Annotated in this window: 26 protein-coding genes; 17 read left to right on the top strand and 9 right to left on the bottom strand. The window is 66.0% G+C overall.

The genetic code is table 11. The features are described 5' to 3' along the window. Positions 1–89 precede the first annotated feature (89 nt). Both OU998_RS01065 and timA read right to left on the bottom strand, forming a co-directional pair. Positions 90–1061, bottom strand: a complete 972-nt coding sequence (locus tag OU998_RS01065; RefSeq protein WP_324287971.1) for an MltA domain-containing protein — start codon at positions 1059–1061, stop codon at positions 90–92. 191 nt (positions 1062–1252) lie between these two features. After that, on the bottom strand, positions 1253–1903 hold the full coding sequence (gene timA / locus OU998_RS01060; RefSeq protein ID WP_267515006.1) for a TIM44-related membrane protein TimA: 651 nt from the start codon (positions 1901–1903) through the stop codon (positions 1253–1255). A gap of 189 nt (positions 1904–2092) precedes the next feature. Here timA and secB point away from each other — a divergent pair, with 189 nt between their 5' ends. After that, positions 2093–2605 (top strand): protein-export chaperone SecB, encoded by a 513-nt coding sequence (gene secB / locus OU998_RS01055; protein ID WP_267515005.1) that lies wholly within the window; start codon positions 2093–2095, stop codon positions 2603–2605. A 202-nt stretch (positions 2606–2807) separates the two neighbouring features. Then, positions 2808–3750, top strand: a protein-coding gene (locus OU998_RS01050) for an IS630 family transposase (protein WP_267515004.1) whose coding sequence is annotated in 2 segments (ribosomal slippage) — positions 2808–3143 and positions 3145–3750 — 942 coding nt in all. Because the reading frame shifts where the segments join, the coding sequence is not laid out codon by codon here. A 77-nt stretch (positions 3751–3827) separates the two neighbouring features. Here the strand turns inward: OU998_RS01050 and dnaQ are convergent. From dnaQ to OU998_RS01025, 5 genes are read right to left on the bottom strand one after another with little or no spacing between them, the layout of a single operon-like run. Beyond that, entirely contained in the window at positions 3828–4553 is a 726-nt protein-coding gene (gene dnaQ, locus OU998_RS01045; RefSeq protein WP_267515003.1) for a DNA polymerase III subunit epsilon, read from the bottom strand. A gap of 6 nt (positions 4554–4559) precedes the next feature. Beyond that, positions 4560–5210 (bottom strand): dephospho-CoA kinase, encoded by a 651-nt coding sequence (gene coaE / locus OU998_RS01040; protein ID WP_267515002.1) that lies wholly within the window; start codon positions 5208–5210, stop codon positions 4560–4562. After that, a complete protein-coding gene (locus OU998_RS01035; protein ID WP_267515001.1) occupies positions 5207–6037 on the bottom strand; it encodes a shikimate dehydrogenase family protein in 831 nt (276 codons plus the stop codon). Before OU998_RS01035 ends, coaE begins: the two co-directional genes overlap by 4 nt. Then, entirely contained in the window at positions 6034–6666 is a 633-nt protein-coding gene (locus OU998_RS01030) for a Maf family protein (protein WP_267515000.1), read from the bottom strand. The genes OU998_RS01035 and OU998_RS01030 overlap by 4 nt, the downstream gene beginning before the upstream one ends. After that, positions 6667–7533 (bottom strand): pyruvate, water dikinase regulatory protein, encoded by an 867-nt coding sequence (locus OU998_RS01025; RefSeq protein ID WP_267514999.1) that lies wholly within the window; start codon positions 7531–7533, stop codon positions 6667–6669. Positions 7534–7993: 460 nt separating this feature from the next. Between OU998_RS01025 and hemE the strand changes: the two genes are divergently transcribed. The 3 genes from hemE to OU998_RS01010 are packed head-to-tail and all read left to right on the top strand — an operon-like array spanning position 7994 to position 10574. Beyond that, on the top strand, positions 7994–9052 hold the full coding sequence (gene hemE / locus OU998_RS01020) for a uroporphyrinogen decarboxylase (protein WP_267514998.1): 1059 nt from the start codon (positions 7994–7996) through the stop codon (positions 9050–9052). Next, a complete protein-coding gene (gene hemH, locus OU998_RS01015; protein ID WP_267514997.1) occupies positions 9049–10110 on the top strand; it encodes a ferrochelatase in 1062 nt (353 codons plus the stop codon). Before hemE ends, hemH begins: the two co-directional genes overlap by 4 nt. Continuing rightward, entirely contained in the window at positions 10107–10574 is a 468-nt protein-coding gene (locus tag OU998_RS01010; protein WP_267514996.1) for a CopD family protein, read from the top strand. Before hemH ends, OU998_RS01010 begins: the two co-directional genes overlap by 4 nt. 321 nt (positions 10575–10895) lie before the next feature. On the opposite strand, the gene OU998_RS01005 is transcribed toward OU998_RS01010, so the two are convergent. After that, positions 10896–11858 carry an IS5 family transposase gene (locus OU998_RS01005; RefSeq protein WP_267514995.1) on the bottom strand — a complete coding sequence of 321 codons (963 nt, stop codon included), beginning with the start codon at positions 11856–11858 and terminating at the stop codon, positions 10896–10898. A gap of 279 nt (positions 11859–12137) precedes the next feature. Here OU998_RS01005 and rho point away from each other — a divergent pair, with 279 nt between their 5' ends. The 9 genes from rho (at position 12138) to OU998_RS00960 (ending at position 20629) form a co-directional block, all read left to right on the top strand. Continuing rightward, on the top strand, positions 12138–13583 hold the full coding sequence (gene rho, locus OU998_RS01000) for a transcription termination factor Rho (protein ID WP_267514994.1): 1446 nt from the start codon (positions 12138–12140) through the stop codon (positions 13581–13583). 84 nt (positions 13584–13667) lie between these two features. Then, positions 13668–13892, top strand: coding sequence for a DUF6489 family protein (locus tag OU998_RS00995; protein WP_267514993.1), 225 nt, complete (start codon positions 13668–13670; stop codon positions 13890–13892). A 199-nt stretch (positions 13893–14091) separates the two neighbouring features. Beyond that, entirely contained in the window at positions 14092–15402 is a 1311-nt protein-coding gene (gene mnmE / locus OU998_RS00990; protein WP_267514992.1) for a tRNA uridine-5-carboxymethylaminomethyl(34) synthesis GTPase MnmE, read from the top strand. Between the two features lie 116 nt (positions 15403–15518). After that, on the top strand, positions 15519–17387 hold the full coding sequence (mnmG, locus tag OU998_RS00985; protein WP_267514991.1) for a tRNA uridine-5-carboxymethylaminomethyl(34) synthesis enzyme MnmG: 1869 nt from the start codon (positions 15519–15521) through the stop codon (positions 17385–17387). Positions 17388–17443: 56 nt separating this feature from the next. Beyond that, positions 17444–18019: a 16S rRNA (guanine(527)-N(7))-methyltransferase RsmG gene (rsmG, locus tag OU998_RS00980; protein WP_420709776.1), complete on the top strand. Its 576-nt coding sequence runs from the start codon at positions 17444–17446 to the stop codon at positions 18017–18019. 4 nt (positions 18020–18023) lie between these two features. Beyond that, positions 18024–18821: a ParA family protein gene (locus OU998_RS00975; protein WP_267516672.1), complete on the top strand. Its 798-nt coding sequence runs from the start codon at positions 18024–18026 to the stop codon at positions 18819–18821. 38 nt (positions 18822–18859) lie between these two features. Continuing rightward, the gene (locus tag OU998_RS00970; protein WP_267514989.1) at positions 18860–19741 is read left to right on the top strand and encodes a ParB/RepB/Spo0J family partition protein; all 882 of its coding nucleotides are present in this window, start codon (positions 18860–18862) and stop codon (positions 19739–19741) included. Positions 19742–19823: 82 nt separating this feature from the next. Further along, the gene (locus OU998_RS00965; protein ID WP_267514988.1) at positions 19824–20006 is read left to right on the top strand and encodes a hypothetical protein; all 183 of its coding nucleotides are present in this window, start codon (positions 19824–19826) and stop codon (positions 20004–20006) included. A gap of 269 nt (positions 20007–20275) precedes the next feature. Then, positions 20276–20629, top strand: coding sequence for a zf-TFIIB domain-containing protein (locus OU998_RS00960; RefSeq protein WP_267514987.1), 354 nt, complete (start codon positions 20276–20278; stop codon positions 20627–20629). Positions 20630–20632: 3 nt separating this feature from the next. Here the strand turns inward: OU998_RS00960 and OU998_RS00955 are convergent, their stop codons facing one another. After that, a complete protein-coding gene (locus OU998_RS00955) occupies positions 20633–22339 on the bottom strand; it encodes a hypothetical protein (RefSeq protein WP_267514986.1) in 1707 nt (568 codons plus the stop codon). 200 nt (positions 22340–22539) lie between these two features. Between OU998_RS00955 and OU998_RS00950 the strand changes: the two genes are divergently transcribed. The 3 genes from OU998_RS00950 (at position 22540) to OU998_RS00940 (ending at position 25596) form a co-directional block, all read left to right on the top strand. Continuing rightward, the gene (locus OU998_RS00950) at positions 22540–23244 is read left to right on the top strand and encodes a response regulator transcription factor (RefSeq protein WP_267514985.1); all 705 of its coding nucleotides are present in this window, start codon (positions 22540–22542) and stop codon (positions 23242–23244) included. 319 nt (positions 23245–23563) lie between these two features. Beyond that, a complete protein-coding gene (locus tag OU998_RS00945; RefSeq protein ID WP_267516670.1) occupies positions 23564–25171 on the top strand; it encodes a stimulus-sensing domain-containing protein in 1608 nt (535 codons plus the stop codon). Continuing rightward, a complete protein-coding gene (locus OU998_RS00940) occupies positions 25168–25596 on the top strand; it encodes an HPr kinase/phosphorylase (protein WP_267514984.1) in 429 nt (142 codons plus the stop codon). Before OU998_RS00945 ends, OU998_RS00940 begins: the two co-directional genes overlap by 4 nt. The last annotated feature ends 36 nt before the right edge of the window (positions 25597–25632 follow it).

Raw genomic sequence — 25632 nt, 5'->3', positions numbered from 1 at the left:
CACCACCTTACCCTCACCCTTTCGCGCAAGACCGATCGCTACGCTCTCGGGCGCTCAAGCCCTCTCCCGATGGGAGAGGGTCTTTTGCGTCACCCCTTGGGGACCAGCCGCCACATGTGGAGGGGGTGGCGGACGGTTCCGGCCTCGGCGCCGGCGGCGTCGCCTCGGCCCATATAGAGGTCGGCGCGGACCGGGCCGCGAATGGCCGAGCCGGTGTCCAGCGCCATGGCCAGACCGCGATAGGAGGCGGTGGCGCCCCTCAGATTGCCGCCGTCAGCCTCCAGCCAGACCAGTTCGCCATAGCGCCAGTGGGACGGATCGACCGCAATGGCGCGGCGCTCGGTCAGGGGGATGCCCGCTGCGCCGGGCGGATGGCCGTTGTCGTCCGGATCGAGGCGGAAGAAGATGTAGCGGGGGTTCAGAGCCATCACCGCCTGGGCTTCAGAACCCCGGTGAGCGGCCAGCCAGTCGCGGATGGCGTCGCCGGAGGTGCCGTTTTCCGGCAGCAGGCCCTGACGCGCCATCGGTCGAGCGATGCCGACGAAGGTCTTGCCGTTGTCGGCGGCGTAGGCGGCGCGGCCGCGCGTCCCGTCCTCGAAGGTCAGATAGCCGGAACCCTGAATCTGAAGAAAGAACAGGTCCTCGGGCCGCATCCAGGCCAGGGCCTGGTCGGGGCGGGCGTTGGCTTCGATGGTCGCCCGGTCGCCGGCGTCGCGCGGATCGGCGGGCCTGGGCAGGACGGGGGCCGAAAACTCCGCGTCCGGGACGCGCCGGGCCGGATATTCTGGCGCGAAATAGGAGGTCAGCAGGCCGGGCGCCCCGTCGTGGGTGCGGGCGGGCACGGCGGAGAAATTAGCTTCGAAGAAGGCGCGGGCGGCGCTCGGCGTCAGGCCTGGACCTGAAACCATCGCCTGGGCGCGGGCGCAGACGGCCCGGCCGGCCGCGTCGCGCGCGGCGTCACAGCCTTCGACATAGGCGCGGAAAGCGGCGAGATGATCCTCGTCGTTCCAGCCCGGCAGGACGGCGGGGCTGAGGGCGTCGGACAGCCTGGGCCCGGACATGGGCCCAGGCAAAGGCGGAGGCGCGTCCGGCGTCGGCGAAGGGACATAGGGCTTGGGCCCCCCCGTTGCCGGAGGGACCGGGAAGGTCGGGGTCATGGGACCGGTCGAACAGGCGGCCGCCGCCAGAGCCGACGCGAGCGTCGGCGCCCAGCGCAAAACCCGCCTGGGCAGCACCGTCCCGGCCGAAGACATCAGGCGTTGGCCGGCTCGACGCGGGCCAGGACCCAGTTGGGATCGGCGGCCCCCAGGGTGCGTTCGAAGGTCCAGTGTTCGGCGGTGCGACGTTCCTCGACCAGGGGCTCCCCGGTGACGGAATCGGCGGTCTCGCCCGAGGCCTTGGTCACCCGGCTGCGCAGCTCGGCCAGGAAGCGGACCTTGGCCACCGCCTTGTCGCCCTGGACGGTGGCGCCTTCCAGGTCAGCGCGCGGGGGAAAGAGGAATTCGACCGTCTCGGTCTCGCCGCGCGTCTCGCGCGCCGCGATGCCGGCGTCAAAGGAGGCCATGACATTGGGGGTCAGCAGGGGCGCCAGGGCCGCACGGTCGCCCGAGGCGTAGCCGCGGACGATGGTCTCATAGGCCTGACGCGCGCCCTCGACGAAACGATTGGGATCGAAGGCCGCATCGCGGGCCTTCAGACCGGCGATGGAGGCCAGGGTCGCCGCATCGAGCGCGGGGGTCTTTGAGGCCTCGGGCGGGGCGGTCGGCGAAGGGGGGGCAAGCTTGGCGTCCTCCTGCGGCTGACGGCCGACCCTCTTGCCCAGCACATTATAGAGCTGAAACAGGACGATCGCCGCGATGACGGCGAAGATCACGATCTGGAACTGGACCGGAAAGGCGGGCAAGGCGGACTTCCTGACTGTCGGCGCGCAAGCGAGAAGGCGCCACGGAAACGATTAGGGTCTCATATAGGACGACGCAAGGCGATGCGCGCCCCTGTCGAGCAAGCGAAGTTGCGGCCAAGCGTCTCGCCGTGTTAGTCGCGGCGCCTTATTCCCGGCCCAATCGGCCCTTTTCCGTAATCGAAGACGCCCATGACCGACGCCGCTCCGCCCGCCGACACCAACGCCCCGACGCCTCCCCAGCAGGGCCAGGCCGCCGGCCCGGGCTTCCGCATCCTGGCGCAATATGTTCGCGACTTCTCGTTCGAGAACCCGCGCGCGCCGGAATCCCTGCGTATCGACGGCAAGCCGGCCATCGACCTGGGCGTCGAAATGTCGGCTCAGGGCCGTCCGGACGGCCTGTTCGAGCTGGATCTGAAGCTGTCGATCAAGGCCAGCCACGAAAACCAGGCGGTCTTCCACGTCGAGCTGGTCTATGGCGGCCTGTTCCAGCTGGCCAATGTCCAGGAGCAGGACATCGAGCCGCTGCTGCTGATCGAATGCCCGCGCTATCTGTTCCCCTTCGCCCGCGAAATCATCTCGCGCGCCACGGCCGACGGCGGCTTCTATCCGCCCTTCATGCTGGACCCGATCGACTTCGCCGCCATCTATATCGCGCGCCAGCAGCAGATCGCCCAGCAGCCCGTCGAGACGGGCCAGGCATAAGAACGAAAGTCTCCCTCCCCCTGCGAGGGAGGGGGGCGAAGGCGTAGCCGAAGCCGGGTGGGCCGGGCCAAGCAAGGCTTCACAGGCCTGATTTTGGATCCGTGCGCTGTCGCCTAGAGCATGGCTCGCTTTGACGGAATCGGGATTCCCAAGTTTGCGGTGATCTGATTCAACGTTCGTGCTGGATGGGAGGCCAGCCCGGATGACGGCTCCTTATTCGATGGATCTTCGTGAGCGAGCGTTGGCGCGTAAGGCGCAGGGCGAGACACACCGGGAGATCGCGGCGGCGCTTCGGATCAGTCCGTCTTGCGTGTCCAAGTGGACGAAGCGAGTTGGAGAGACAGGTTCGGCGGCGCCGGGCCAGGTCGGCGGCCACAAGCCTCGCACGCTGTCAGGAGACTGCGCCGAATGGCTGCGCACCCGCATCGCCTCAGGGCCGTTCACGCTCAGAGGACTGACGGCCGAACTTGCCGCGCGCGGGATCAAGACCGGCCCTCGAGCGGTGTGGGTGTTCGTGCACGCTGAAGGACTGAGCTTCAAAAAAAACACTGCTGCCTGAGGAGCAGGCCCGGCCTGACGTCGCGCGCCGCCGCGCACGCTGGAAGGCGCATCAGGGGCGGATCGACCCGTCGCGACTGGTGTTCCTGGACGAGACCTGGGTCAAGACCAACATGGCGCCCTTGCGCGGCTGGGGGCCGAGGGGGCGACGCTTGAAGGGCCACTCGCCCTTCGGTCACTGGAAAACCCTGACCTTCATCGCCGCCCTGCGCCATGACCGGATCGACGCGCCCTGGGTTATCGATGGTCCGATCAACGGTGCGATCTTCCTCGTCTACATCGAGAAAATACTGGCTCCGACCCTGTCGCCTGGCGACGTCGTCGTCCTCGACAACCTCGGCAGTCACAAGGGCAAGGCCGCCCGCGCCGCTGTCAGGGCCAAGGGCGCACACATGATCTTCCTGCCCCCTTACTCCCCCGACCTGAACCCCATCGAACAGGTCTTCGCCAAGCTCAAACACCTCATGCGCAACGCCCAGCCCAGAACCATTGAAGCCACGTGGCGAAAGGCCGGAGAGATCATCAACCTCTTCAGCCCCGCCGAATGTGCGAACTACCTCGTCAACTCAGGATACGGTTCCGTGTGAAGGAATCACGCTCTAGCCGCCCCCACCCCGTCGCTGCGCGACGCCCCTCCCCCGCAGGGGAGGGAGAATAGTTGCGCTCAGGCCGCCTCTTCCTCGCCCTTGACCCCGTAGGCGTCCCACAGGGACCGGTCCTTGAGCACTTCGGCCAGAAAGGCGAGATGGGCGGCCTGTTCGTCCGGCGTTGAGCGCGGGGCCAGGGGACGGGGGCGGGGGCCATAGGCGGCGGCCTGGATGAGGCCGGACGCATCCCGCCCCGCGACCGGGGCGGCCGACAGGTCCAGCACCCGCTCCTTACCGCCGCGCAGCTCGAGATAGACCTCGGCCAGCAGACGGGCGTCGATCAGGGCGCCGTGCAGGGTGCGTTCGACCAGCGACACCTTGAACCGCTTGCACAGGGCGTCCAGCGAGTTGGGCATGCCCGGAAACCGGGCCTGGGCCAGTTTCAGGGTGTCGATCCAGCGCGCCTCGCCGGTGATCGGCCGGCCGCATAGCTTGTACTCATAGTCGATGAAGTTGCGGTCGAAGGCGGCGTTGTGGGCGATCATCGGCGCGTCGCCGATGAATTCGATCAGATCGTCGGCGATCTCGTGGAATTTGGGGGCGTCCTTGACCTTGTCGTCGGTGATGCCGTGGACCCGGATCGCGTCGGGCGGGATCAGCCGCTCCGGATTGACGAAACGGTGGAAGGTGCGGCCGGTCGGCAGCAGATCCTGAATCTCGATACAGCCGACCTCGATCAGCCGGTCGCCCGTCTTGGGGTCGAAGCCGGTGGTCTCGGTGTCCAGAACGATCTCGCGCGCCATTCGCTCTTAATGAGGGGGTTCGCCGCCGGGCGAAAGGGTCGCAGCACGCCGACGCGGAGATATCCACGCCGGATCCAGTACGGTCTCGACCACGGCGGCCACCTCGACGCGGGCCGCGTCGAGGCCCTGGCCTGTATCGATGATGAAGTCAGCGCGGGCGCGCTTGTCCGCATCGGGCAGTTGGCGGGCCAGAATGGTTTCGAACCGGTCGCGGGTCATGCCGGGGCGGGCCAGGACGCGTTCGGCCTGGATCTCCGGGTCGGCCGTCACCACGACCACGGCGTCCACATGGGCGTCGCCGCCGGTTTCGAACAGCAGGGGGATGTCGAGGACCGCCAGTGTCACGCCGGACGCCCGCGCCGCCTCCAGATCACCCGCCCGACCCTGAGCCACCAGGGGATGGACGATGGATTCCAGCCGGCGGAAGGCGGTCTCGTCCCGGCCCAGAGCCTCGGCCAGGCGAGTCCTGTCCACCGCCCCATCGACGATCACGCCCGGAAAGGCGGATCCGACCGGTTCGACGGCCGCCCCGCCCGGCGCATAGAGCCGGTGCACAGCCTCATCGGCGTTCCACACCACCGCGCCGAGTTCGGCGAACAGGGCGGTCGTGGTCGACTTGCCCATGCCGATGGAGCCCGTCAGGCCCAGAATGATCATTTGGCCTGGTCCAGATGGGCCGTCAGCAGGGCGCGCAGGTCCAGCGGTGGGGGCGGGCGGCGGAACAGGGCCTGGAACGAGGGCGCCGCCTGACCGATCAGCATGGCCAGCCCATCGACGGTCGGCAGACCGCGCGCCCGCGCCGCCGTCAGGAAGGGGGTGGCCAGGGGCTTGTAGGTCATGTCCATCATCACCGTGCCCGGCGCGACGGCGTCGAAATCGAGATCCGGCTGAACGCTGAGGGCGTTGATCACCAGGACCGCGCCGTCGAGGGCTTCGGCCGACGACATGACCCGGACCGAAGCGCCCAGATCGGCGGCCAGGGCCTCAGCCCGATCCGGCGAGCGATTGACGATCCGCACCTGAGCCCCGGCCTCGACCAGGGCCCCGGCTCCCGCCCGCGCGGCGCCCCCGGCGCCCAGCATGACGACCGGGCGGCCGGCGAGGTCCAGATCCGGCGCCTGTTCCTTCAGACCCAGCATCAGACCGATCCCGTCCGAACTGTCGGCTGAAACCCGGCCTGCGTCGAAGGTCAGGATATTGGCGGATGAGGTCAGGCGGGCCGCCGGGGTCGCCTGATCCGCCAGGGCGAAGGCCTGTTCCTTGAACGGCGCTGTGACGTTCAGGCCCAGGATCAGTCCAGCCCGTCCCGCCGCGACCAGGGCCTCAAACCCCGCCGCATCAGCAGGGGCGAACGGCACATAGGCGCCGTCGATGTCGCCGGCGGCCAGCCAGGCGTTGTGAATGACGGGGCTGAGGGAATGGGCCACCGGATGGCCGGCGATCCCCGCGACCAGGGCGGCGCCCGTAATGCGATGACGGCTCATGCGGGCAGGACCCCGGCGCGGCGCAGCTCGGCCAGGACCGGCCACAGGGGCAGGCCAAGCACGGTGAAATAGTCGCCGTCGATCGCCTCGAACAGCTGGGAGCCCATGCCTTCGAGCCGGTAGGAGCCGACGCAGGCCAGCAGGGCCTCGCCCTCGGCGGCCAGATAGGCGTCGAGGAAGGCGTCGGAGAAGTCGCGCATCCGCATCTCGACCGTGTCCACGCCGGACCAGACGATCCGGCCCTTTACCGCCAGGGCGGCGCCGGAATGGAGGTGATGGGTGCGGCCACGCATGGATTTCAGCCGCTCCCGCGCGGCCTCGAGCGATTTGGCCTTGGAAATCAGCCCCTCGTCGAAGGCCAGGGTCTGGTCCGAGCCCAGGACCCAGGCGGCGTCGTCATCGCGCGACACGGCCAGGGCCTTGGCCTCAGCCAGGCGCACCGCCAGGGCGGCGGGGTCCAGGTCGGCCGAGACGGCCTTGATCGCGTCTTCGTCCACGCCGGCGACGCGGACCTCGAACGGAACGCCGGCGTTTTCCAACATGGCGCGGCGAGCGGCGCTCTTGGACGCCAGGATGAGGGGTTGGCGCTCAAGCAGCCCAGAGGGCGATAGCGCAGCGGAAATGACCATCTACCAGCTCGTCCCGATCTTGTGATTGCGATGCTCGCTGAGCAGGTTGGTGATGGCGGCGGCCGTCTCCTCGACCGAGCGACGGGTGACATCGATGGTGGGCCAGCCGCGCCGGGCGAAGGCGCGCTTGGCCTTGATGGTCTCCTCGCGGACCGCGTCCTGGTCGGTATAGTTGGAGGCCTGACTGGCGTTCAGATTGTCGATCCGGTTGCGACGGATCTGGACCAGACGGTCGGGCGAGACCGTCAGGCCGATGACCAGCGGGTTCTTCAGCTGGGTCAGACGCTCGCCGTCCTCCTGGCCCGGCACCAGGGGCAGGTTGGCGGCGCGGATGCCGCGGTGGGCCAGATAGATGCAGGTCGGGGTCTTGGACGTCCGGCTGACGCCGCACAGGACGACGTCGGCGCCCTCCAGCTGTTCCAGCGAACCTTGGCCGTCGTCATAGGCCATGGCGAAGTCCAGGGCGGCGATCCGGTTGAAATAGTCGTGGTCCAGGGCGTGCTGGGCCCCGACGCGGGTCGACAGGGCCGCGCCCAGATAGCGGGACATGGCGCCGACCAGGGGATCCAGGGCGCCGATCTGGGGCATGTCCAGCCGACGACAGCCGTCCTCCAGCTGTTCGCGCAGATCCCGGTCCACCAGGGTGTGCAGCACCACGCCCGGCGCGGCCGCCACCTCCTGCAACACCCGCTCCATCTGTTTCTCGGAGCGGACCAGGGCGTAGATGTGCTCAATCGGAATGACCCCGTCGAACCGGGCCGTCACCGCCTTGGCCATGGCGTTCAAGGTCTCGCCGGTGGAGTCCGACACCAGATGGACGTGGAAATAGGTCGCCAGACGCGCAGGACCGGGACGAGCGGGGCTCATGCGATGTTCGACTCCCTGTTGACAGACTCGCGGCGCCTTGGGGACGGCGGGGGACCGTCGGGGCGCCGTTCTCCTTAACGCCTGATCGATCCGGCCGCGAGCGGGGATGAGGGTGGATGACGACGTCAGTCCGACCCCGGTTCATCCCAAGGCGGAAAACCGTTTTCGTCTTGGCTGTGGAAAATCCTAATGAAGGGTTAACGTCAGTTTACCCCGTTCACAGCCGCAGGCCCCCGCAAACCCTTTGGCGTTAAGGTTTTGTTAGGGATTGTCCACCGGCTGGATAGTCCTGTTCCGCATCCCCGATCGGGTTCCAGGCCGCGTGGATATCCGCTTTTGTTCCGCCGCCGCCGTCGCATTCGTCCCCGCCGTTCCACCCCCCTACCTGCCACTTCGAATCTTTTAATTCTTAATCTGATTAGGGATTGAGAGCGGGGGGCTGTGACCTTAATCGTCCGACATGACCGATCCGATCCAGAACGCCGTTCAGACTCCCGTGATGATCCGGGCTCTCCGAGGGGAGACGTTGGATCGTCCGCCGGTCTGGTTCATGCGCCAGGCGGGACGGTACCTGCCCGAGTATCGGCGACTGAGAGCCGAGGCGCCGGACTTCATCGCCTTTTGCCTGAACCCCGAGATGGCGGCCGAGGCGACGCTTCAGCCGATGCGTCGCTTCGGTTTCGACGCGGCCATTGTGTTCGCCGACATCCTGCTGATCCCGCGCGCCCTGGGTCAGGACGTCTGGTTCGAGACGGGCGAGGGGCCGCGGCTCGGCGAAATGCCGATCCCCGGCCGGATGGCGGAACTGGCGCCCGAGGCCGGCGCGCATCTGTCGGCCGTGGGCGAGACCCTGTCGATCGTGCGCAAGGCCCTGGAGCCGGAACGCGCCTTGATCGGGTTCGCCGGCGCCCCCTGGACGGTGGCGACCTATATGCTGGACGGCGAACACCGGACTATCGGCAAGGGCGAACGCGCCCAGGCCCGGACCTACGCCTATGCGGAGCCCAAGCGGGTCGACGAGACGCTGGAGGTTCTGGTCGAGGCCACGGCGCGGTATTTGAAGATGCAGGCCGACGCCGGCGCCCAGGTGCTGAAGATTTTCGAGAGCTGGGCCGAGGGTCTGCCGGACGACCTGTTCGAAAGATTGGTCCTGAAGCCCCACCAGGCGCTTGTGAAGCGCACCCGGGAGCTGGGCGTCACCGTGCCCTTGATCGGCTTCCCACGGGGCTCTGCGGCGCTTGCAGAGCGATATGCGCAGGAGGTCGAGGTCGACGCCGTCGCCCTGGACACCGCCTGTCCGCTGGAGGTCGGCAAACGGGTGCAACAGATCAAGCCGATCCAGGGCGCGCTGGATCCCTTGCTGTTGCGCGCCGGGGGCGAACTGTTGGATCGCCGGGTGGATCAGCTGATGGAGGCCTGGGGCCAGGGGCCATGGGTGTTCAACCTGGGTCATGGCATATTGCCGGACGTGCCCATCGACCATGTCGAACGGGTTCTGAAAAGGATCGGCGCCCAATGACTCAAACCCCGCAAGGCCGCCGGATCGCGGTGGTGCTGTTCAATCTGGGCGGACCCGATGATCAGGCCTCGGTGAAGCCGTTTCTGTTCAACCTGTTCAATGATCCGGCCATCATCGGCCTGCCGGGATTTGCGCGGACGCCCCTGGCCAAGCTGATCTCCAGCCGGCGCGAGACCAGCGCCCAGGCCAACTACGCCCTGATGGGCGGGGGGTCGCCGTTGTTGCCGGGCACGCGCCGTCAGGCCGAGGCCCTGGAGGTGGTGCTGAATGCACGCCTGGCCGGGGACGAGGCTCGGGTCTTTATCGCCATGCGTTACTGGCATCCGTTTACCGAGGAGACGGCCGTTGATGTGGCGGCTTTCGGCCCCGATGAAGTGGTGCTGCTGCCGCTCTATCCGCAGTTTTCGACCACCACGACCCAGTCCTCGCTGAAGATCTGGAACGAGACCTATGCCGGGTCCGGCGTCAGTCGCGCCGTCTGCTGCTATCCCCGCGCCGACGGCTGGGTCGAGGCCCAGGCCCAGGCTATCGGGACGAAGCTGGACGAGGCGGGCGAGGGGCCTGTGCGGGTGCTGTTTTCCGCCCACGGCATCCCCGAGAAACTGGTCAGCGGTAAGGGCGACCCCTATCAGGAACAGGTCGAGACCACTGTGGCCGCCGTGGTCGCCGCCATCGAACGCGACCGAGGGCCGATCGACCACGCGCTTTGCTACCAGAGCCGTGTCGGGCCGATGAAGTGGTTGGGTCCATCCACGCCGGAGGCCATCGAACAGGCGGGTCGCGACGGGGTCGGAGTCGTGATCACGCCCATCGCCTTCGTCTCCGAACATATCGAGACCCTGGTCGAGTTGGATATCGAATACGGCGAACTGGCCCACGAAAAAGGGGTCAGTTTGTATTTGAGGGCGCCGGCCGTCGGGACGGCGCCGCTGTTCATTGACGCCCTGGCCGATGCGGCCGTCGGCGCCCTGGGCCGCACCGGCGTCGCGCCCTTTGGGCCGGGCTGTAAGGCGGACTGGAAGGCCTGCCCCTATCGTCATCGCAAGGATGCGGCATGAACCTGTATGATCTGGCGCGCGGCCTGCACATTCTGGCGGTGATCGCCTGGATGGCCGGCATGCTGTTTCTGCCGCGCCTCTATGCCTATGACGTCGAGCAGAACGCCAAGCCCGAGCCTTTGCGCAGTGAGATGCAGGCGCTTCTGAGGCTGTGGCAGACGCGGCTGCTGCGGATTATCGTCAATCCGGCCATGATCCTGGCCTGGGGTTTCGGCCTGTGGCTGATCCATATCGACGTCTCGGCGCGGGGCGCGGCGTTTCTGGCCGAGCCGTGGATGGTCGCCAAACTGATCGGTGTCTTCCTGCTCAGCGGCTGGCACGGCTTCCTGGCGGCGCAACGCAAGAAGATTGCGGCGGGGACGTCCAAATATTCGGGCAAGTTCTGGCGGATGACGAACGAGGTCCCGTTCGTTCTGGCCATCGTCATGGTGCTGTCGGTGACGACGGAGTGGACGTTCGGGTGAGAGGTTCCCTGCACTTCTCCCGTGGGAGAAGGTGGCCCGAAGGGCCGGATGAGGGCCCGCCGGTGGGCCAGCTCGCACAGCCGTCCCCCCATCCCTTCAACACTGCGCCCATCACCCTTTGGCTGCTTCGCGCCGCCCTTCGGGTCGCGCAAGACCGATCGCTGCGCTCTCGGGCGCTCAAGCCCTCTCCCGGCGGAGACCTTTGCGTAAGCCTGTTGTTGGCCGGGGCTCTTGATAGGCGTGGCGCTGAGGATGTGTTTGGGGGCTGGATCGGAGGGGTGCGGTTGGTTTTAGGCGGGCGTCTCGCCGATCTGATGGGCTTCAGGCCAGCAGCATCGCCGCCTTCCTGAGATTGAAGGCTATGCACAGCAGTCTGAGCTGGAGGCGGTTGGCCTCCAGGCCTCGGTATCGGACCCGGCGATAGCCGTAACTGCGCTTCAGGGTTCCGAACACGCGCTCGACGGCGGCGCGGACAGGACCGATCAGCCGGTTGCGAACCGCCTGCCAGTTGGGGAGTCCGTCCTGATGCTTGTGGCTGCGGTGCAGGATGCGATCCTTGATCCCGGCGGCCTTGAGCCGACGTCGGCGACCCTTGTGCTCATAGGCCCGATCGCCATAGACGGCCCGCTCGTCGCCGCAGATCAACCGATCCGCCGTCTCGCTGTCGCTGACCTTCGCCGAGGTCAGTTCAGCGCGCCGGATCAGCCCCGACCCCTGATCGACGCCCATATGAGCCTTGTAGCCATAGTGAGACCGACCGTTCTTCATGGTCCAGTCCGCGTCCGGATCGGTTGTCCCACGTCGGCCCAGGCCTGCCTCGCGCGACGGCCGAGCCACCGCAGCCTCCACCAGGGTCGCGTCCATCAGCGTCCCCGACCTGACCACTAGGCCCCGCGCCTCCAACTGGCGACCGATCTCCTGAAACAGCGCCCCGTCCAGACCCCGGTCACGCAAGGCCTTGCGGAACCGGCTGATCACCGAATGGTCCGGCGCCCCCTCGTCCAGACCCAGGCCTACAAACCGACGAAAGCTGAGGCGGTCTCCCAGAGCCTCTTCGAGCCCCGGGTCCGACAGTCCGTACCACTGCTGTAATAGCAAGGCCTTCACCATCGTCAGAGGCGGCCAAGACGGTCGACCCGACCGGGCCGAATAAACCTCCGACACCAACCGCTCCACCGCCGTCCAGTCGAACACCGAGCCAATCCGCTCAAGCTGCTCGTTGCGACCCAAACTCGGCGAAAGCCAGGCTTCGCTCAGGTGACCCTGTCCGCTTGACCGATGCATGAGCCGTCTCCTTCTCAAAGGAGTGAATCACCGAACCGCAGTTATGCAAAGGTCTCCGGCGGGAGAGGGAAGTTTGCCAACGCCTCCGCTTGACCTGACCTTCCGCCTGTGGTTCCGCTGGCGATGAACCGTTCGGTCCTTCCGGCGGTCCCTCTCTTTTCGCGACGCCCGCCGGTTCGACCAGCGGGAGCCCGTCGTGCTCCCCTTCGGCCTCACGGCCAGACATTTCCAGAGACCTGACGCCGTGCGGTTCCGTGCGCGCGTCCGCGAGCCTGCATCATGACCGACGTCACCGATAACGACACCCCCGAGACCGAAAACGCCCAGGCTGAGAACTCGGGGGCTGAAGCCCCGACCCATCACGGCGCCGAGCATGAAGCCGGCGAGGCGGCGGGCGCCGATTCCGGCGTGGACACCACGGCGGACGACGACGAGGATGATGGCGAGCCCGTGGTCGCCAATGGCCGGATCACCCTGGCCGAACTGAACGAGAAGACCCCGGCCGACCTGGTCGCCTTCGCCGAACAGCTGGAGGTCGAGAACGCCTCGAACCTGCGCAAGCAGGATCTGCTGTTCGCCATCCTGAAGGCCCTGGCTGACGAAGAAGTCGAAATCATCGCCGACGGGGTGCTGGAGATCCTGCCCGACGGGTTCGGCTTCCTGCGCAGCTCGGACGCCAACTATCTGCCGGGCCCCGACGACGTCTATGTGTCGCCGTCGCAGATTCGCCGTTTCGGCCTGCGGTCGGGCGATACGGTCCATGGCGCGGTGCGGGCCCCGCGCGAAGGCGAGCGCTATTTCGCCCTGCTCAAGGTCGATACGATCAATCTCGAAGACCCCGAGATGGTCAAGACCAAGGTCCTGTTCGACAACCTGACGCCCCTCTATCCCGAAGAGCGGCTGCACATGGAAATCCAGGATCCGACGCTGAAGGATCGTTCCGGCCGCGTCATCGACATCGTCGCCCCCCTGGGCAAGGGCCAGCGCTGTCTGATCGTGGCGCCGCCGCGGGTCGGCAAGACGGTGATGCTGCAGAACATCGCCAAGTCGATCGAGAAGAACCACCCCGAAGTCATCCTGATCGTCCTGCTGATCGACGAACGGCCGGAAGAAGTCACCGACATGCAGAGGACGGTCAAGGGCGAGGTCGTGGCCTCGACCTTCGACGAGCCGGCCACGCGCCACGTCGCCGTCGCCGAGATGGTGATCGAAAAGGCCAAGCGTCTGGTCGAGCACAAGAAGGACGTGGTGATCCTGCTGGACTCCATCACCCGCCTGGGCCGCGCCTATAACGCCACCGTCCCGTCGTCGGGCAAGGTGCTGACCGGCGGTGTGGACGCCAACGCCCTGCAACGGCCGAAACGCTTCTTCGGCGCCGCGCGGAATGTGGAGCAGGGCGGGTCGCTGACCATCATCGCCACGGCCCTGATCGACACCGGCAGCCGGATGGACGAAGTGATCTTCGAAGAGTTCAAGGGCACCGGCAACTCGGAAATCGTGCTGGACCGCAAGGTCGCCGACAAGCGCATCTTCCCCGCCATCGATGTGCTGAAGTCCGGCACCCGCAAGGAAGACCTGATCACGCCGAAGGATCAGCTGGCCAAGACCTATGTCCTGCGCCGCATCCTGAATCCCATGGGTCCGCAGGATGCGATCGAATTCCTGCTCGACAAGTTGCGTCAGTCGAAGAACAACTCGGACTTCTTCCAGTCGATGAACACCTGATCCGTCGTCTCTCTCCTATCGCTCCGCGCGCGGCGCGGGGCTGCTTGAGGAGAGGCGGTTTCACGTGAAATGGAGACCGCAGGCATGAAGGTTCAAGTCGAGATCGATTGCACGCCGGCCGAGGCGCGGGCCTTTCTGGGCCTGCCCGACGTCACGCCTTTGAACGAGGCGATGGTGGCCGAGATGACGAAGCGGATGGAGGCCAATGTCGCCGCCATGCAACCCGACGAACTGCTGAAGACCTGGACCAGTTTCGGGCTTCAGGCCCAGGACCAGTTCCGGCGCTTGATGGAAGCGGCGGTGAAGTGAAAAGATTTGTCTCCTCCCCACATAGTGGGGAGGGGGACCGCCCCCGGGCCTCGCCGGAGGCGAGCCCGAGGACAGGCTACGCGGTGGAGGGGCTCTTGAAATCCCAGAGATGCCGGTCGTGCGGAAAGAGCCCCTCCGTCACGGCGCGGAAGACGCGCCGCGCCACCTCCCCGCGGGGCGGGGAGGAGACAGCAAGATCATGACCGACACTATTTTCGCCCTCGCCACTCCGCCTGGTCGGGGCGCTATCGCCGTGTTGAGGCTGTCGGGGCCGGCGGTTGAGTCTGCGCTGAATGCGATTGGTGCAGGGCGGTTGAAGCCGCGGATGGCCTCGGTGCGGGCTCTGACCCATGACGGCGCTTCCATCGACCAGGCGCTGGTTCTGCGGTTTGTCGCGCCGAACTCCTACACCGGCGAGGATGCGGCCGAGCTGCACCTGCACGGGGGACGGGCCGTCGTCGAGGCGGCCAGCCAGGCCTTGATCGCCCTGGGTTTGCGGCCCGCCGAGCCAGGCGAGTTCACCCGGCGCGCGTTTCAGAACGGGCGGATGGACCTGGCCCAGGCCGAGGCGGTGGCCGACCTGATCGACGCCGAGACCACGGCCCAGGCGCGGCAAGCTCTGGGTCAGCTGGATGGCCAGCTCAGCGCCACCTATGCCGGCTTCCGCCGCGACCTGTTGCTCGCCCTGGCCCTGGTCGAGGCGGAGATCGATTTTCCGGACGAAGAGGTGCCGGACAATCTGGCGCAGACGGCGGGGCCGGTGCTGGACCGGCTGGCCGAGGATCTGCGGCGGGCTGTGGCGGCGGGGCGGCGAGGCGAGCGCGTGCGGGACGGCTATCGCATCGTCCTGATCGGCGAGACAAACGCCGGCAAGTCCTCGCTGTTCAATGCCTTGATCGAACGTGAAGCGGCCATCGTCACCCCGATTGCAGGGACGACGCGTGACGTTCTGGACGCCGACCTGGTGATCGGCGGCTATGCTGTGACCCTGTCGGACACAGCAGGCCTGCGGGAGAGCGACGACCCCGTCGAGGCCGAGGGTGTGCGCCGGGCGCGGCGACGGGCGGAGGAGGCGGAGTTGCGGCTCTGGGTCCGCGCCCCTGGAGATCCTGAAGGAGTCGCGGCCGACTATGTCCGGGCAGGCGATCTGATCGTGGCCAATAAGTCGGATGAGGCGGCGGCCGTTTTCGAGCATCCGGGTTTGGAGGCCATCCGCGTCAGCAGTCGCACGGGCGAGGGTTTGGCGGAGCTTCACGACTGGATCGCCCGTCGTCTGGCGGTCGATCTATCGGGTGCGGACTTTCCGGCGATCACGCGTGAGCGTCACCGACTGCGCCTGACCGAGGCGCTGGAGGCGGTCGAAGCAGGCCGGGGCGCCCTGAGCATCGGGCCCGAAATGGCGGGCGATGATCTTCGTCGAGCGGCCGGGGCCCTGGGGCGGGTCACAGGCGAGATTGGGGTCGAGGATGTGCTGGGCGAGGTCTTCTCCACCTTCTGCATCGGAAAGTAATACCGGTGTTTCACGTGAAACACCCTAAGTATGACTACGTTCAACGAACCGCGGCCTGAGCGCCGGGACTGGCGAAATCCGCCCGTTTGGCCTATGTGGCCGGGATGACCCTCCCAATGGATAAATCCTTCGACGTCGTCGTGATCGGCGGCGGCCACGCCGGCTGTGAGGCGGCCGCAGCATCGGCGCGCGCGGGCGCTCGCACCCTGTTGCTGACCCAGAAGCTTGAGACCATCGGCGAGATGTCCTGCAATCCCGCGATCGGCGGTCTGGGCAAGGGGCATCTGGTGCGCGAGATCGACGCCCTGGACGGGGTTATGGGGCGGCTGGCCGATGTGTCGGGGATTCAGTTTCGGCTTTTAAACCGTTCAAAAGGCGCGGCCGTTCGCGGGCCGCGCAGCCAGATTGATCGGCGCCTATACCGTGAGGCCATGCAGGCCGAGCTGGCCGCCACGGGGAACCTCAGTCTGATGGCGGGAACGGCCGAGCGGTTGATCCTCGACGGAGCTCGCGTGGTCGGCGTGATGACCGGGGCAGGGGAGACGGTGCGAGCCGGAGCTGTGGTCCTGACGACCGGCACCTTCCTGAACGGCGTGATTCATCGGGGAGACGAACGGATTCCAGCTGGGCGTCATGGTGAGGATCCCTCGACCGGCCTGGCCGGCGATCTTCACGCCGCAGACTTGATGATGGGCCGGTTGAAGACCGGCACGCCGGCGCGGCTGGATGGGCGCACCATCGCCTGGGAGCGGCTGGAGATGCAGCAGGCGGACGCGGAGCCGTCGGCCTTTTCCTTCATGACCGACCGAATCCACGTGGAACAGATCGCCTGTGGCGTGACTCATACGACCGAAGAAACCCACCGCATCATCGCCGAGAACCTGGGCGAGAGCGCCGTCTATGGCGGCAAGCTGTCGGGGCGGGGGCCGCGCTATTGCCCCTCTATCGAGGACAAGGTGGTGCGGTTCGCCGACAAGACCAGCCACCAGATCTTCCTGGAGCCCGAAGGTCTGGACGATCCGACGGTCTATCCGAACGGCATCTCGACCTCGGTGTCAGAGACGACCCAGCTGGCCTTCCTGCGAACCATCCCCGGCCTGGAGGCGGTCGAGGTGTTTCGCTACGGCTATGCCATCGAATACGACTATGTCGATCCCCGCGAACTGAGCCCGGCGCTGGAAGTGAAGAAGCGGCCTGGGCTGTATCTGGCCGGCCAGATCAACGGCACGACGGGCTATGAGGAGGCGGCGGCTCAGGGCCTGATGGCGGGTCTGAACGCCGCGCGAGCGGCGGCCGGTCAGGAGCCGGTGATCCTGGGACGAGAGCAGGCCTATATCGGGGTGATGATCGATGACCTGGTGACGCGAGGGGTGACCGAACCCTATCGCATGTTCACCAGCCGGGCCGAATATCGGCTCACTCTGCGTGCGGACAATGCCGACCAGAGGCTGACGCCGCTGGGTATGGCCGTGGGTCTTGTCGGGGAAGCGCGCGCGCAGCGGTTTTTGGCCAAGGCTGAGAAACTGTCCGTGGCCGGTGTTGTTTCACGTGAAACCGTCTTTACGCCTAAAGAGGCCAATAGATTGGGCATTCCGGTCAATGCCGACGGACGCCGCAGATCGATGCGGGAGCTGCTCGCCTTTCCAAATGTGACGCTGGACCATTTCGTCAGCGTGCGGCCTGACATCGCGGAATGGGATGCCGAGGTTCGCGAACAGGTCGAGATCGACGCGGGTTACGCCAACTATCTTGACCGCCAGTCGATCGATGCCGAGGCGCTCCGGCGCGAGGAGGATCTGCGGCTTCCCGGCGACCTCGACTATGCCGCGATAGGGAGTTTGTCGAACGAGGTGCGCGAGAAGCTGGTGAGGGTCCAGCCGCGCACCCTGGGCCAGGCGGGCCGGATCGAGGGCATGACCCCCGGCGCCCTGACGGCGCTGCTCGCCCACGTGAAACGATCGCCCAAAGCCGCGGTCGCCGCCTGATGTTGGAGACTGAGCGGGCCGCGTTTCAGGCCAGGACGGGCGCGTCGGCAACGCAGATGGCCGACCTGGAAGCCTTCCGAATTCGGTTGGTCGAGGCCAATGCGGTGATGAATCTGGTTGGGCCTGACAGTCTGCCGGACTTCTGGAACCGTCACGCCTGGGACAGCGCCCAGCTTCTGGCCCAAGCCCCCGACGCCCGGACCTGGGCCGATCTGGGGGCGGGGGCCGGTTTTCCGGGCGTGGTCTTGGCGCTTTTGCTGAAGGGACGGGAAGGGGCGCACGTCTGGTTGATCGACAGCCTGGGCAAGCGCTGCCGATTTCTTCAGGAAATCGTCGATGGGTTCGCTCTGCCGGCCACGGTCATCAATGGCCGCGCCGAGGAACAGAGCGTCACGTGCGACGTCGTCACGGCTCGCGCCGTGGCCCCGATGGAGCGGCTGCTGGGTTATGCACAGCCCTACTTCCAAAGGGGTGCACAAGGTCTGTTCCTGAAGGGGGAGAAGGCCGAATCCGAGTTGATTGAAGCGCGGAAATCCTGGCATTTCGAAGCTGAACTGGCCCCGTCGCAAAGCGACCCGCGCGGCCGTATCGTGACAGTCCGGAGTGTTCGACGTGCCCGCCCCCAGCACTAACAAACTGCCTGCCCGCGTTCTCGCCGTGTCCAACCAGAAGGGGGGCGTCGGCAAGACGACGACGGCCATCAATCTGGGCACGGCCCTGGCCGCGATCGGCAAGCGCGTCCTGATCGTCGATATGGACCCGCAGGGCAATGCCTCGACCGGTTTGGGCGTTCCACGTGAAACGCGTCGGGTCACGATTTACGACGTCGTCGTAGACCAGCGCTCGGTTGATGACGCCGCGGTGCAGACCACGGTTCCCGGCCTCTGGATCGTGCCGGCGGACGCCGACATGTCTGGCGTCGAGATCGAACTGAGCCAGGCGGATCGCCGATCCTATCGTTTACGGGACGCTTTGCGGGCGCATGACCATGGCCCTACCGCGTATGACTATGTCCTGATCGACTGTCCGCCGTCCCTGAACCTGCTGACCCTGAACGCCATGGCGGCGGCGGATGCGGTTCTGGTGCCCTTGCAGTGCGAATTCTTCGCGCTGGAGGGGTTGAGCCAGTTGATGCGCACCATCGACATGGTGAAGCAGAGCCTTAATCCGGCGCTGGAAATCCAGGGGCTGGTCCTGACCATGTTTGATCGCCGGAGCGCCCTGTCCGGCCAGGTGGCCAATGACGTCCGGGCCCATTTCGGCGACAAGGTCTATGACAGCGTCATCCCGCGTAATGTGCGGGTGGCCGAGGCGCCGTCCTTCGGTAAGCCCGCCTTGATCTATGATCTGAAATGCGCCGGCAGCCAGGCCTATCTGCGTCTGGCCAAGGAAGTGGTGAAGCGCGAGCGCCAGCGCCTGAAATTGGCGGCGTGACGCCGCGCGTCTGAATTCTAGAAGAACGGAAGAATATCTTGGCTGAACGACAAAGAGGTCTGGGACGCGGCTTGTCGGCCCTGATGGGCGAGAATGTCGAGGCGCCGACGGCGGCCGGCGCGCCTATGCCGTCGGGCGTCCAGCTGGCGCCGATCGAAAGCCTGAAGCCCAATCCGGACCAACCGCGCAAGATCTTCACCCAGGAGCACCTGGAAGAACTGACGGCCTCGATCCGCGACAAGGGCGTGCTTCAGCCGATCCTGGTCCGGACCCAGCCGGGCGAAGACGGGGTCTGGCAGATCATCGCCGGCGAACGCCGCTGGCGCGCGGCTCAGGCCGCACGGCTGACCGAGGTGCCGATCGTCGTCCGCGAAATGGACGACGTCGAGGTGTTCGAAGTCGCCATCATCGAAAACGTCCAGCGCGCCGACCTGAATCCACTGGAAGAGGCCGACGCCTATCGGGTGCTGATGGAGCGGTTCGGCCGTACCCAGGACCAGGTGGCGGGCATTGTCGGCAAGAGCCGCAGCCATATCGCCAACACCTTGCGCCTGCTGCAGCTGCCGGAAGAAGTGCTGTGGTATGTGCGGCACGGCAAGCTGACCGCCGGCCACGCCCGCGCCCTGGTGACCGCGCCCAACGCCGCCGCCCTGGCCGACCAGGCCTTCAACGAGGGTCTGAACGTGCGTCAGGTCGAGGCCCTGGCGCGTCGCGCTGCGGAAGGCCCCAAGCCGGTCAAAGCCGTGTCGGCGCCGGCAGGGGAGGGGGCGGCCGACGTCGCCGCCCTGCAACAGGATCTGGCTGACGCCCTGGGCTTGAATGTTCAGCTGAACGACCGCAGCGGCAAGGGCGAGCTGACCATCCGCTATGGCTCGCTGGAACAGCTCGACGACCTGTGCCGCCGGTTAATGCGCACCTGAGGGAATGCCGCCGGTGTGGTCGGGCCAGACGTGGGCCAGACTCGCGCCAGACTCGGGCCGCCAGGCGTGCTAGGATGGCCGGATGAACGATCAAACGACACCGACCGCCGCCGACAAGCTTAAACAGGCCCTGGCCGCCAAGAAGGCCAAGGCCGGTCACGGGTTCAACGCCCAGGTCGGCGCCAAGGCCGAGGAAAAGACCGTCTCGGCGCGCAATGTCGCCATGGCCCAACCGGCCTTCCGCAAGGCGTCCAAGCGGGGCTAGATTCCGGACCAAAGGCCTGTTGCGCCTTAAGGCCACCCCCCCCCTGTGGCGCCAGGCCGCATGGCGGAGCCGCGTCGCGGCGCCTAGCTTGGATGGGCGGAACGGGCCCCTCTGGCGTCGCCGCGAACGGCGAGTGTTCCCCTGCCCCGCCGGGTCGCGACGATGCGATGTCGCACCGTACGGATGCGCCGATGCGAACGGACCGCCCCCTCGGTTCCCTCGCGTCGGCGCCCGTTTCTTGATCTGTTCATGATCCGTGTGGAGACCTCATGCCCCTTCTGATGTGCCCGAACGACAATTCCGCGATGCAGACCCTGGATCGCGACGGGGTTCAGTTCGACATGTGCCCCGCCTGCCGCGGCGTCTGGCTTGATCGTGGCGAACTGGAAAAGCTGATGGAGTCAGCAGCCCAGGACGGGCGAGCCTCTGCGCCCGCGCCTCACGCCCAGCCCCAGGCCTATGCCCCGCCTCCCCACACCCAGCCCCAGCCCCAGCCCCAGCCTTGGGGCGGCGCGCGGCCGTATGGGGATGATCGGGGCTATCGCGATGATCGCCGCCGTGACGACGACGATTACCGCTACAAGAAGAAGAAGCGGGACAGCATCTTCGACATCTTCGACTGAGCGTCAGATCTTAAGACCGGCGGCCTGCATCATGGCCTGAAGCGCCGGCTCGATTGCGGCGGCGTCGCGGATTTCGGGAATGCGCAGCATCTTGATCGCTTCGCTGCGGGCTCGGTCGGCCGCCGGCCCAAGCGGGGCGGTTTCGCCGGTGATCATCTTCATCAGGGCGGTCAGCTTCTGCACAGTCGTAGCCTGGGCCCGCCCGATCTGGTTCAGCAGGCCGGCGTCGGCCTCCAGCGTCCCGCCCAGGACGCCGATCGCGATCGAGATCTCTCTTTCGTCGATTTCTCCGAGCTGCACGGCGCGCACCGACCGTTGAAGTCGAGCGAGCACCAGCAGTTTCTGCGAGACGCTAGGCCCGCCGGGCGTCGTCTGGCGCATCTCGTTTTCCAGCCTCAGCGAGGTGACGCAGGCGCTGAGCCAGCGCGCCGCCGCCCGCTTGTTGGCGCCCCCGGTGACGTTTTCGCACAGCCGCGTCAGATATTCGGCCTCCGACAGGACGGTCTTGCACTGGCGGACATAGGCGCCGACGAAATCGGGCGTGACCAGGCTCTTTGAGCGGTCCACGAAGGCGTTTTGCACCTCTTCCAGCGTCAGCAGCCGTCCCGCCGCCGCCGTCAGGGCCATCGCGAGCGTCCGCAGAATATCGATCTCTCCGACCGGATCATTGGGTCTGAGGCGTCTTTGGCTCGCCACTTCGCGCGTCACCATCCGGGCGAGAGATGTCGATAGTTTGGGGAAATAGCCGCTCGCCAGACCCTGGCCGAGGCGCGCCGCCGGCCCTTCGACCACGGGGGTCATCAGGGCCATACGCGGGTCCATTTGGATCAGCCGTTCGACCTCGCGCGGGGCGACCATGCGCACCACGGCCGCCAGACTGGCCCCGTGATCCAGCGACGGCCCGAGGATTTCCGCCAGATTGGACCGGACCGCCAGGATATCGGACGCGATCTGCTCGACGGCCCCGAGGACCAGGGCGCGGGGCTGGCCTTCCGACGGGGCGGCCTCGACCATCGCCATCAGACAGTCCAGCCGGTCGCGCGCGCCCTTGCGATCCGCCAGACCGTCGGCGATCACCCCCCCCATGATGAAGGCCCGATCCTGGGCCGCGATCAGACGATGGGCCAGGTCGGCGATCGACTGGTTCTTCAGCGAGGGGAACAGGCCCGCCTGGCCCGCCTTGATCAGACGCGCGACCGAGGCCTCGGCGAGACGCTGGTAATGGCGGACGACAGCGTGCAGATCTTGTCCGCTGGACTGACTTTCCGGCACGGCCACCTTCTGGACCGCGTGTTGAAGCTCCACGCCTGAGGCGTCGAGCCGCTCGGCGAGGTCCGGTCGGTGCAGCAGTTCGAACGCCGTCACCCCCTGGCGTTTCAGCCAGTCCTCCAGAACGCGTGAGATCAGGGCGCGCGCATGGGGCGTATAGAGTTCGGGCGGGGCGCTGCAGGCCGGACGAGCGCCCTCCACGGCCTTGGGCTTCTTCTTTTCCTCCGGCGCCCCGATCGTCAGGATGTTGAGGGTGTTGAACTCCCCCGTTTCTGGATCGAGCGTCTCCTTGGTGACGCGGGCGGCCGCCGCCAGCCGGTTGGACAACTGGTCCTCGGCGGTTTCGAGGGCGTGTTTGCGGTCCTCGGTCGCGATCAGCAGGGACCAGGACGATGGAACCGTCCTGCGGACATAGACTTCGTAGTGAATCGGACCAGCCATACGCGGACCCTGGGGGCCAAGGCTTTAAAACGGAGTTTTCAGGGTGAATTTTCATTGCGCCGACGGAAACCGATCCGTCTATCGTTGAAACCGACGGCTTGGCGGCCCATCTGCCTTGGCCCTAATGTAACCGTGATCGAACGGTTACGCTTGCCGTGCGTTCTCGCTTGCGGGAACGGGAAGTTCAGGAGAAGACCACCTTGGCCAATATCACCCTGGTCGACGACGACGAGAACATCGTAGCGTCCGTGTCGCTGGCGCTGGAAAGCCATGGCCACAAGATCACGGCCTATCACGACGGGGCCTCGGGCCTGGCGGCGCTGGAAAGCACCCCGCCGGACCTGGCCATCCTCGATGTGAAGATGCCGCGCATGGACGGGATGGAGGTGCTGCGCCGCCTGCGCCAGACCTCGCAGATCCCCGTGATCATGCTGACCTCGAAGGACGAGGAGATCGACGAGATCCTCGGCTTCAACCTCGGCGCCGACGACTATATCCACAAACCCTTCAGCCAGCGGCTGCTGATCGAGCGGGTCAAGGCCCTGCTGCGCCGCACTGGCGCTGACGGGATCGAACCTGAGCCTTCGGCCGAAATCTCGGGCAAGGCGATCAAGCGCGGCAAGCTGAGCATGGACCCGGCCCGCCACGAATCGACCTGGGACGGCAGGCCGGTGAAGCTGACCGTGACCGAGTTCCTGCTGCTCCAGGCCCTGGCCCAGCGCCCGGGCTTCGTGAAGAGCCGCGACAATCTGATGGACGCCGCCTACGACGATCAGGTCTATGTCGACGACCGCACCATCGACAGCCACGTGAAGCGGATGCGCAAGAAGTTCCGCGCCGTGGACAATGAGTTCGACGCGATCGAGACCCTGTATGGCGTCGGCTACCGCTACCGCGAAAGCTGACGATTAGATTGTAGAGACGCCTAAACGCAAGGTGTCTCTACAATACACCGGTTATACCTCTGGGCCGCATAAGGATAACAATCTCGCACTCCATTGACCGTCGGAGCGTTTGGGTGGAGATGCGGATAGTTTTGGCACATTACCACATCTTGCTCATACTTAATGTTGCAAACCGCCTCAACATAGTCGCACGTCTTGATATCTGAAGTCTCCAATTCGGCGCGCGTTTGCGTTGAAAAACTCGATGCCGGAATGAAAACTCCCACAAACATTGCAATCATCAACTTCGACGCATTCATTTCTCGATCCTGAGGTTTCAGTGTCTATTAGGTTGCATAATGATCAACCCAAGGGTGATTTGCAAGTCAAATATGGCCGAAGTTCCCGTCTTGGTTTCTTCATACTGGCTCTAAATCTCCTATCTCTTCTAGTTCTTTTTGGAGGAGCTCTTGCCCTAAATGAATGGAGCAGAGGGCTCATTGATGCAAAGAAGGAATCTCTGTTAGGACAAGCCGAGCTACTATCGACTGTCCTAGCAGATAAGGAGTACACTATAGGCGAGCCGGTACCGGAACTTAATTTGCTAAAGACTCCAACTTTGCTTAGAGATGTATTCATACCTCGCGGACAAAGAGCTCGAATATTTGATACAAACGGCCTTATTTTAGTAGACAGTTATCAAGTCACGGAAATTATTCCTGGCGCTGTCCTCTCCCCTGCGAAACCGGCAGGAACACCACCATCTAGTGATCAAGAAGTACGCACGCATCGGCAGGAACGGCTGGCATCGGAGTCCGAACGCGAAGTCATGGCCGAGGTCGAACGCGCCCTGGCCGGCGAGCCCCAGACCACCGTCCGGCGCAACGAATCGGGCGATCGGGTCGTGTCCGTCTCCATCCCCATTCGGCACGTCCGACAGGTTCTGGGCGTCCTGACGTTGGAAGCCGGCAATGTCGATGAAATCCTGGACGACCAGCGGCGCGCCCTGGTGCCCTTCGCCCTGGTGGCCCTGGCCGTCAATCTGCTGGCGTCACTGGTGTTGCACCTGTTTGTGGCGCGGCCGATCATGCGGCTGTCGGCGGCGGCGGATCAGGTCAAGCTGCAGCGGGCGCGCGCCATCTCCCTGCCCGATCTGGAAGAGCGCAAGGACGAGATCGGCGATCTGGCGCGGTCTCTGGAATCCATGACCGACACCCTGTCCACGCGGATGGACGCCATCGAGCGGTTCGCGGCCGATGTGTCGCACGAGATCAAGAACCCGCTGACCTCGATCCGTTCGGCCCTGGAAACCCTGCCTCTGGTCAAGACCGACGCCCAGAGGGAGAAGCTGACCAGTCTGTTGCAGCAGGATGTGCGCCGGCTCGACCGGTTGATCACCGACATTTCCAACGCTTCGCGCCTGGACGCGGAACTGTCGCGTGATCGGCCTCGACCCATCGATCTGAACCGACTGCTGGCGGATATCGTCAGCGTCTATGAGACGACAGCGCGGCCGGGCGAAATCCCTGTGCGGTTCGAACGTCCATCGCAGACCCTGAAGGTGGCGGGCCGCGACGGTCCCTTGGGACAGGTGTTCCGTAACCTCGTCGACAACGCCCGATCCTTCAGCCCCGCCGACGGCGAGGTGCGGGTGGTGCTGGAAGAGATCGACGGAGATTTGCCGATCCGTATCCGCGTTGAGGACCAGGGGCCGGGCATACCGCCCGAGAACCTCGAGACCGTATTCGAGCGCTTCTATACGTCGCGACCGAAGGGGGCGGTGTTTGGCTCCAACTCGGGCCTGGGCCTGTCCATCGCCAAACAGATCGTCGAGGCGCATGGCGGCCGGGTCACGGCGTCCAATCGCACGGGCGACGACGGCCTGGTGATCGGCGCCCGGTTCGAGATCGACCTGCCTTCCGTCCTCGGGGCCGGCCGCCGTCCATGACGCCGGAACCGCCCCTCCACGCCACCACGGTCGCTGTGCGCCAGGGCGGAGCCTGGAAGGGCGTGATGATCCTGGGCCCCTCTGGGGCGGGCAAGAGCGACCTGGCCCTTCGCCTGATCGGCCGGGGATGGCGGCTGGTCAGTGACGACTATACCCAGATCTGGGCGTCCGAGGGCGCGCTTTACGCCACGGCGCCAGCTCTTATCGCCGGACGGATCGAGGCGCGCGGCGTTGGAATCGTGTCCGTGAGGACACGGCTGACGGCCCGGATCGTCCTGGCCGTCGCCTGCCTGCCAGAGGCTGTGGAACGGCTGCCGGAGCCGCAGTCCCGGCGTTTCTCAGGGATCGACCTGCCCCTCCTGGCGCTGGACCCTCGCCCCGCCTCGGCGGTCGATATGGTCACAGTCGCGTTTCAGACGCTTTGAACCCGTGCATAACGGGTCTATGACACGGCCCTTGCG

The organism is Brevundimonas sp. SL130 (assembly GCF_026625805.1).
In the GTDB taxonomy this organism is placed as follows: domain Bacteria; phylum Pseudomonadota; class Alphaproteobacteria; order Caulobacterales; family Caulobacteraceae; genus Brevundimonas.
The sequence above is the reverse complement of the archived record's forward strand: the minus strand, read 5'-3'. Positions and strand labels throughout refer to the sequence as shown.

Excerpts from the sequence above, each read along its gene's own strand:
- OU998_RS01065 (WP_324287971.1), bottom strand. The coding sequence starts at position 1,061 with ATGTCCGGGCCCAGGCTGTCCGACGCCCTCAGCCCCGCCGTCCTGCCG.
- secB (WP_267515005.1), top strand. The coding sequence starts at position 2,093 with ATGACCGACGCCGCTCCGCCCGCCGACACCAACGCCCCGACGCCTCCC.
- dnaQ (WP_267515003.1), bottom strand. The coding sequence starts at position 4,553 with ATGGCGCGCGAGATCGTTCTGGACACCGAGACCACCGGCTTCGACCCC.
- coaE (WP_267515002.1), bottom strand. The coding sequence starts at position 5,210 with ATGATCATTCTGGGCCTGACGGGCTCCATCGGCATGGGCAAGTCGACC.
- OU998_RS01035 (WP_267515001.1), bottom strand. The coding sequence starts at position 6,037 with ATGAGCCGTCATCGCATTACGGGCGCCGCCCTGGTCGCGGGGATCGCC.
- OU998_RS01030 (WP_267515000.1), bottom strand. The coding sequence starts at position 6,666 with ATGGTCATTTCCGCTGCGCTATCGCCCTCTGGGCTGCTTGAGCGCCAA.
- OU998_RS01025 (WP_267514999.1), bottom strand. The coding sequence starts at position 7,533 with ATGAGCCCCGCTCGTCCCGGTCCTGCGCGTCTGGCGACCTATTTCCAC.
- hemE (WP_267514998.1), top strand. The coding sequence starts at position 7,994 with ATGACCGATCCGATCCAGAACGCCGTTCAGACTCCCGTGATGATCCGG.
- hemH (WP_267514997.1), top strand. The coding sequence starts at position 9,049 with ATGACTCAAACCCCGCAAGGCCGCCGGATCGCGGTGGTGCTGTTCAAT.
- OU998_RS01010 (WP_267514996.1), top strand. The coding sequence starts at position 10,107 with ATGAACCTGTATGATCTGGCGCGCGGCCTGCACATTCTGGCGGTGATC.
- OU998_RS01005 (WP_267514995.1), bottom strand. The coding sequence starts at position 11,858 with ATGCATCGGTCAAGCGGACAGGGTCACCTGAGCGAAGCCTGGCTTTCG.
- rho (WP_267514994.1), top strand. The coding sequence starts at position 12,138 with ATGACCGACGTCACCGATAACGACACCCCCGAGACCGAAAACGCCCAG.
- OU998_RS00995 (WP_267514993.1), top strand. The coding sequence starts at position 13,668 with ATGAAGGTTCAAGTCGAGATCGATTGCACGCCGGCCGAGGCGCGGGCC.
- mnmE (WP_267514992.1), top strand. The coding sequence starts at position 14,092 with ATGACCGACACTATTTTCGCCCTCGCCACTCCGCCTGGTCGGGGCGCT.
- mnmG (WP_267514991.1), top strand. The coding sequence starts at position 15,519 with ATGGATAAATCCTTCGACGTCGTCGTGATCGGCGGCGGCCACGCCGGC.
- rsmG (WP_420709776.1), top strand. The coding sequence starts at position 17,444 with ATGGCCGACCTGGAAGCCTTCCGAATTCGGTTGGTCGAGGCCAATGCG.
- OU998_RS00965 (WP_267514988.1), top strand. The coding sequence starts at position 19,824 with ATGAACGATCAAACGACACCGACCGCCGCCGACAAGCTTAAACAGGCC.
- OU998_RS00960 (WP_267514987.1), top strand. The coding sequence starts at position 20,276 with ATGCCCCTTCTGATGTGCCCGAACGACAATTCCGCGATGCAGACCCTG.
- OU998_RS00955 (WP_267514986.1), bottom strand. The coding sequence starts at position 22,339 with ATGGCTGGTCCGATTCACTACGAAGTCTATGTCCGCAGGACGGTTCCA.
- OU998_RS00940 (WP_267514984.1), top strand. The coding sequence starts at position 25,168 with ATGACGCCGGAACCGCCCCTCCACGCCACCACGGTCGCTGTGCGCCAG.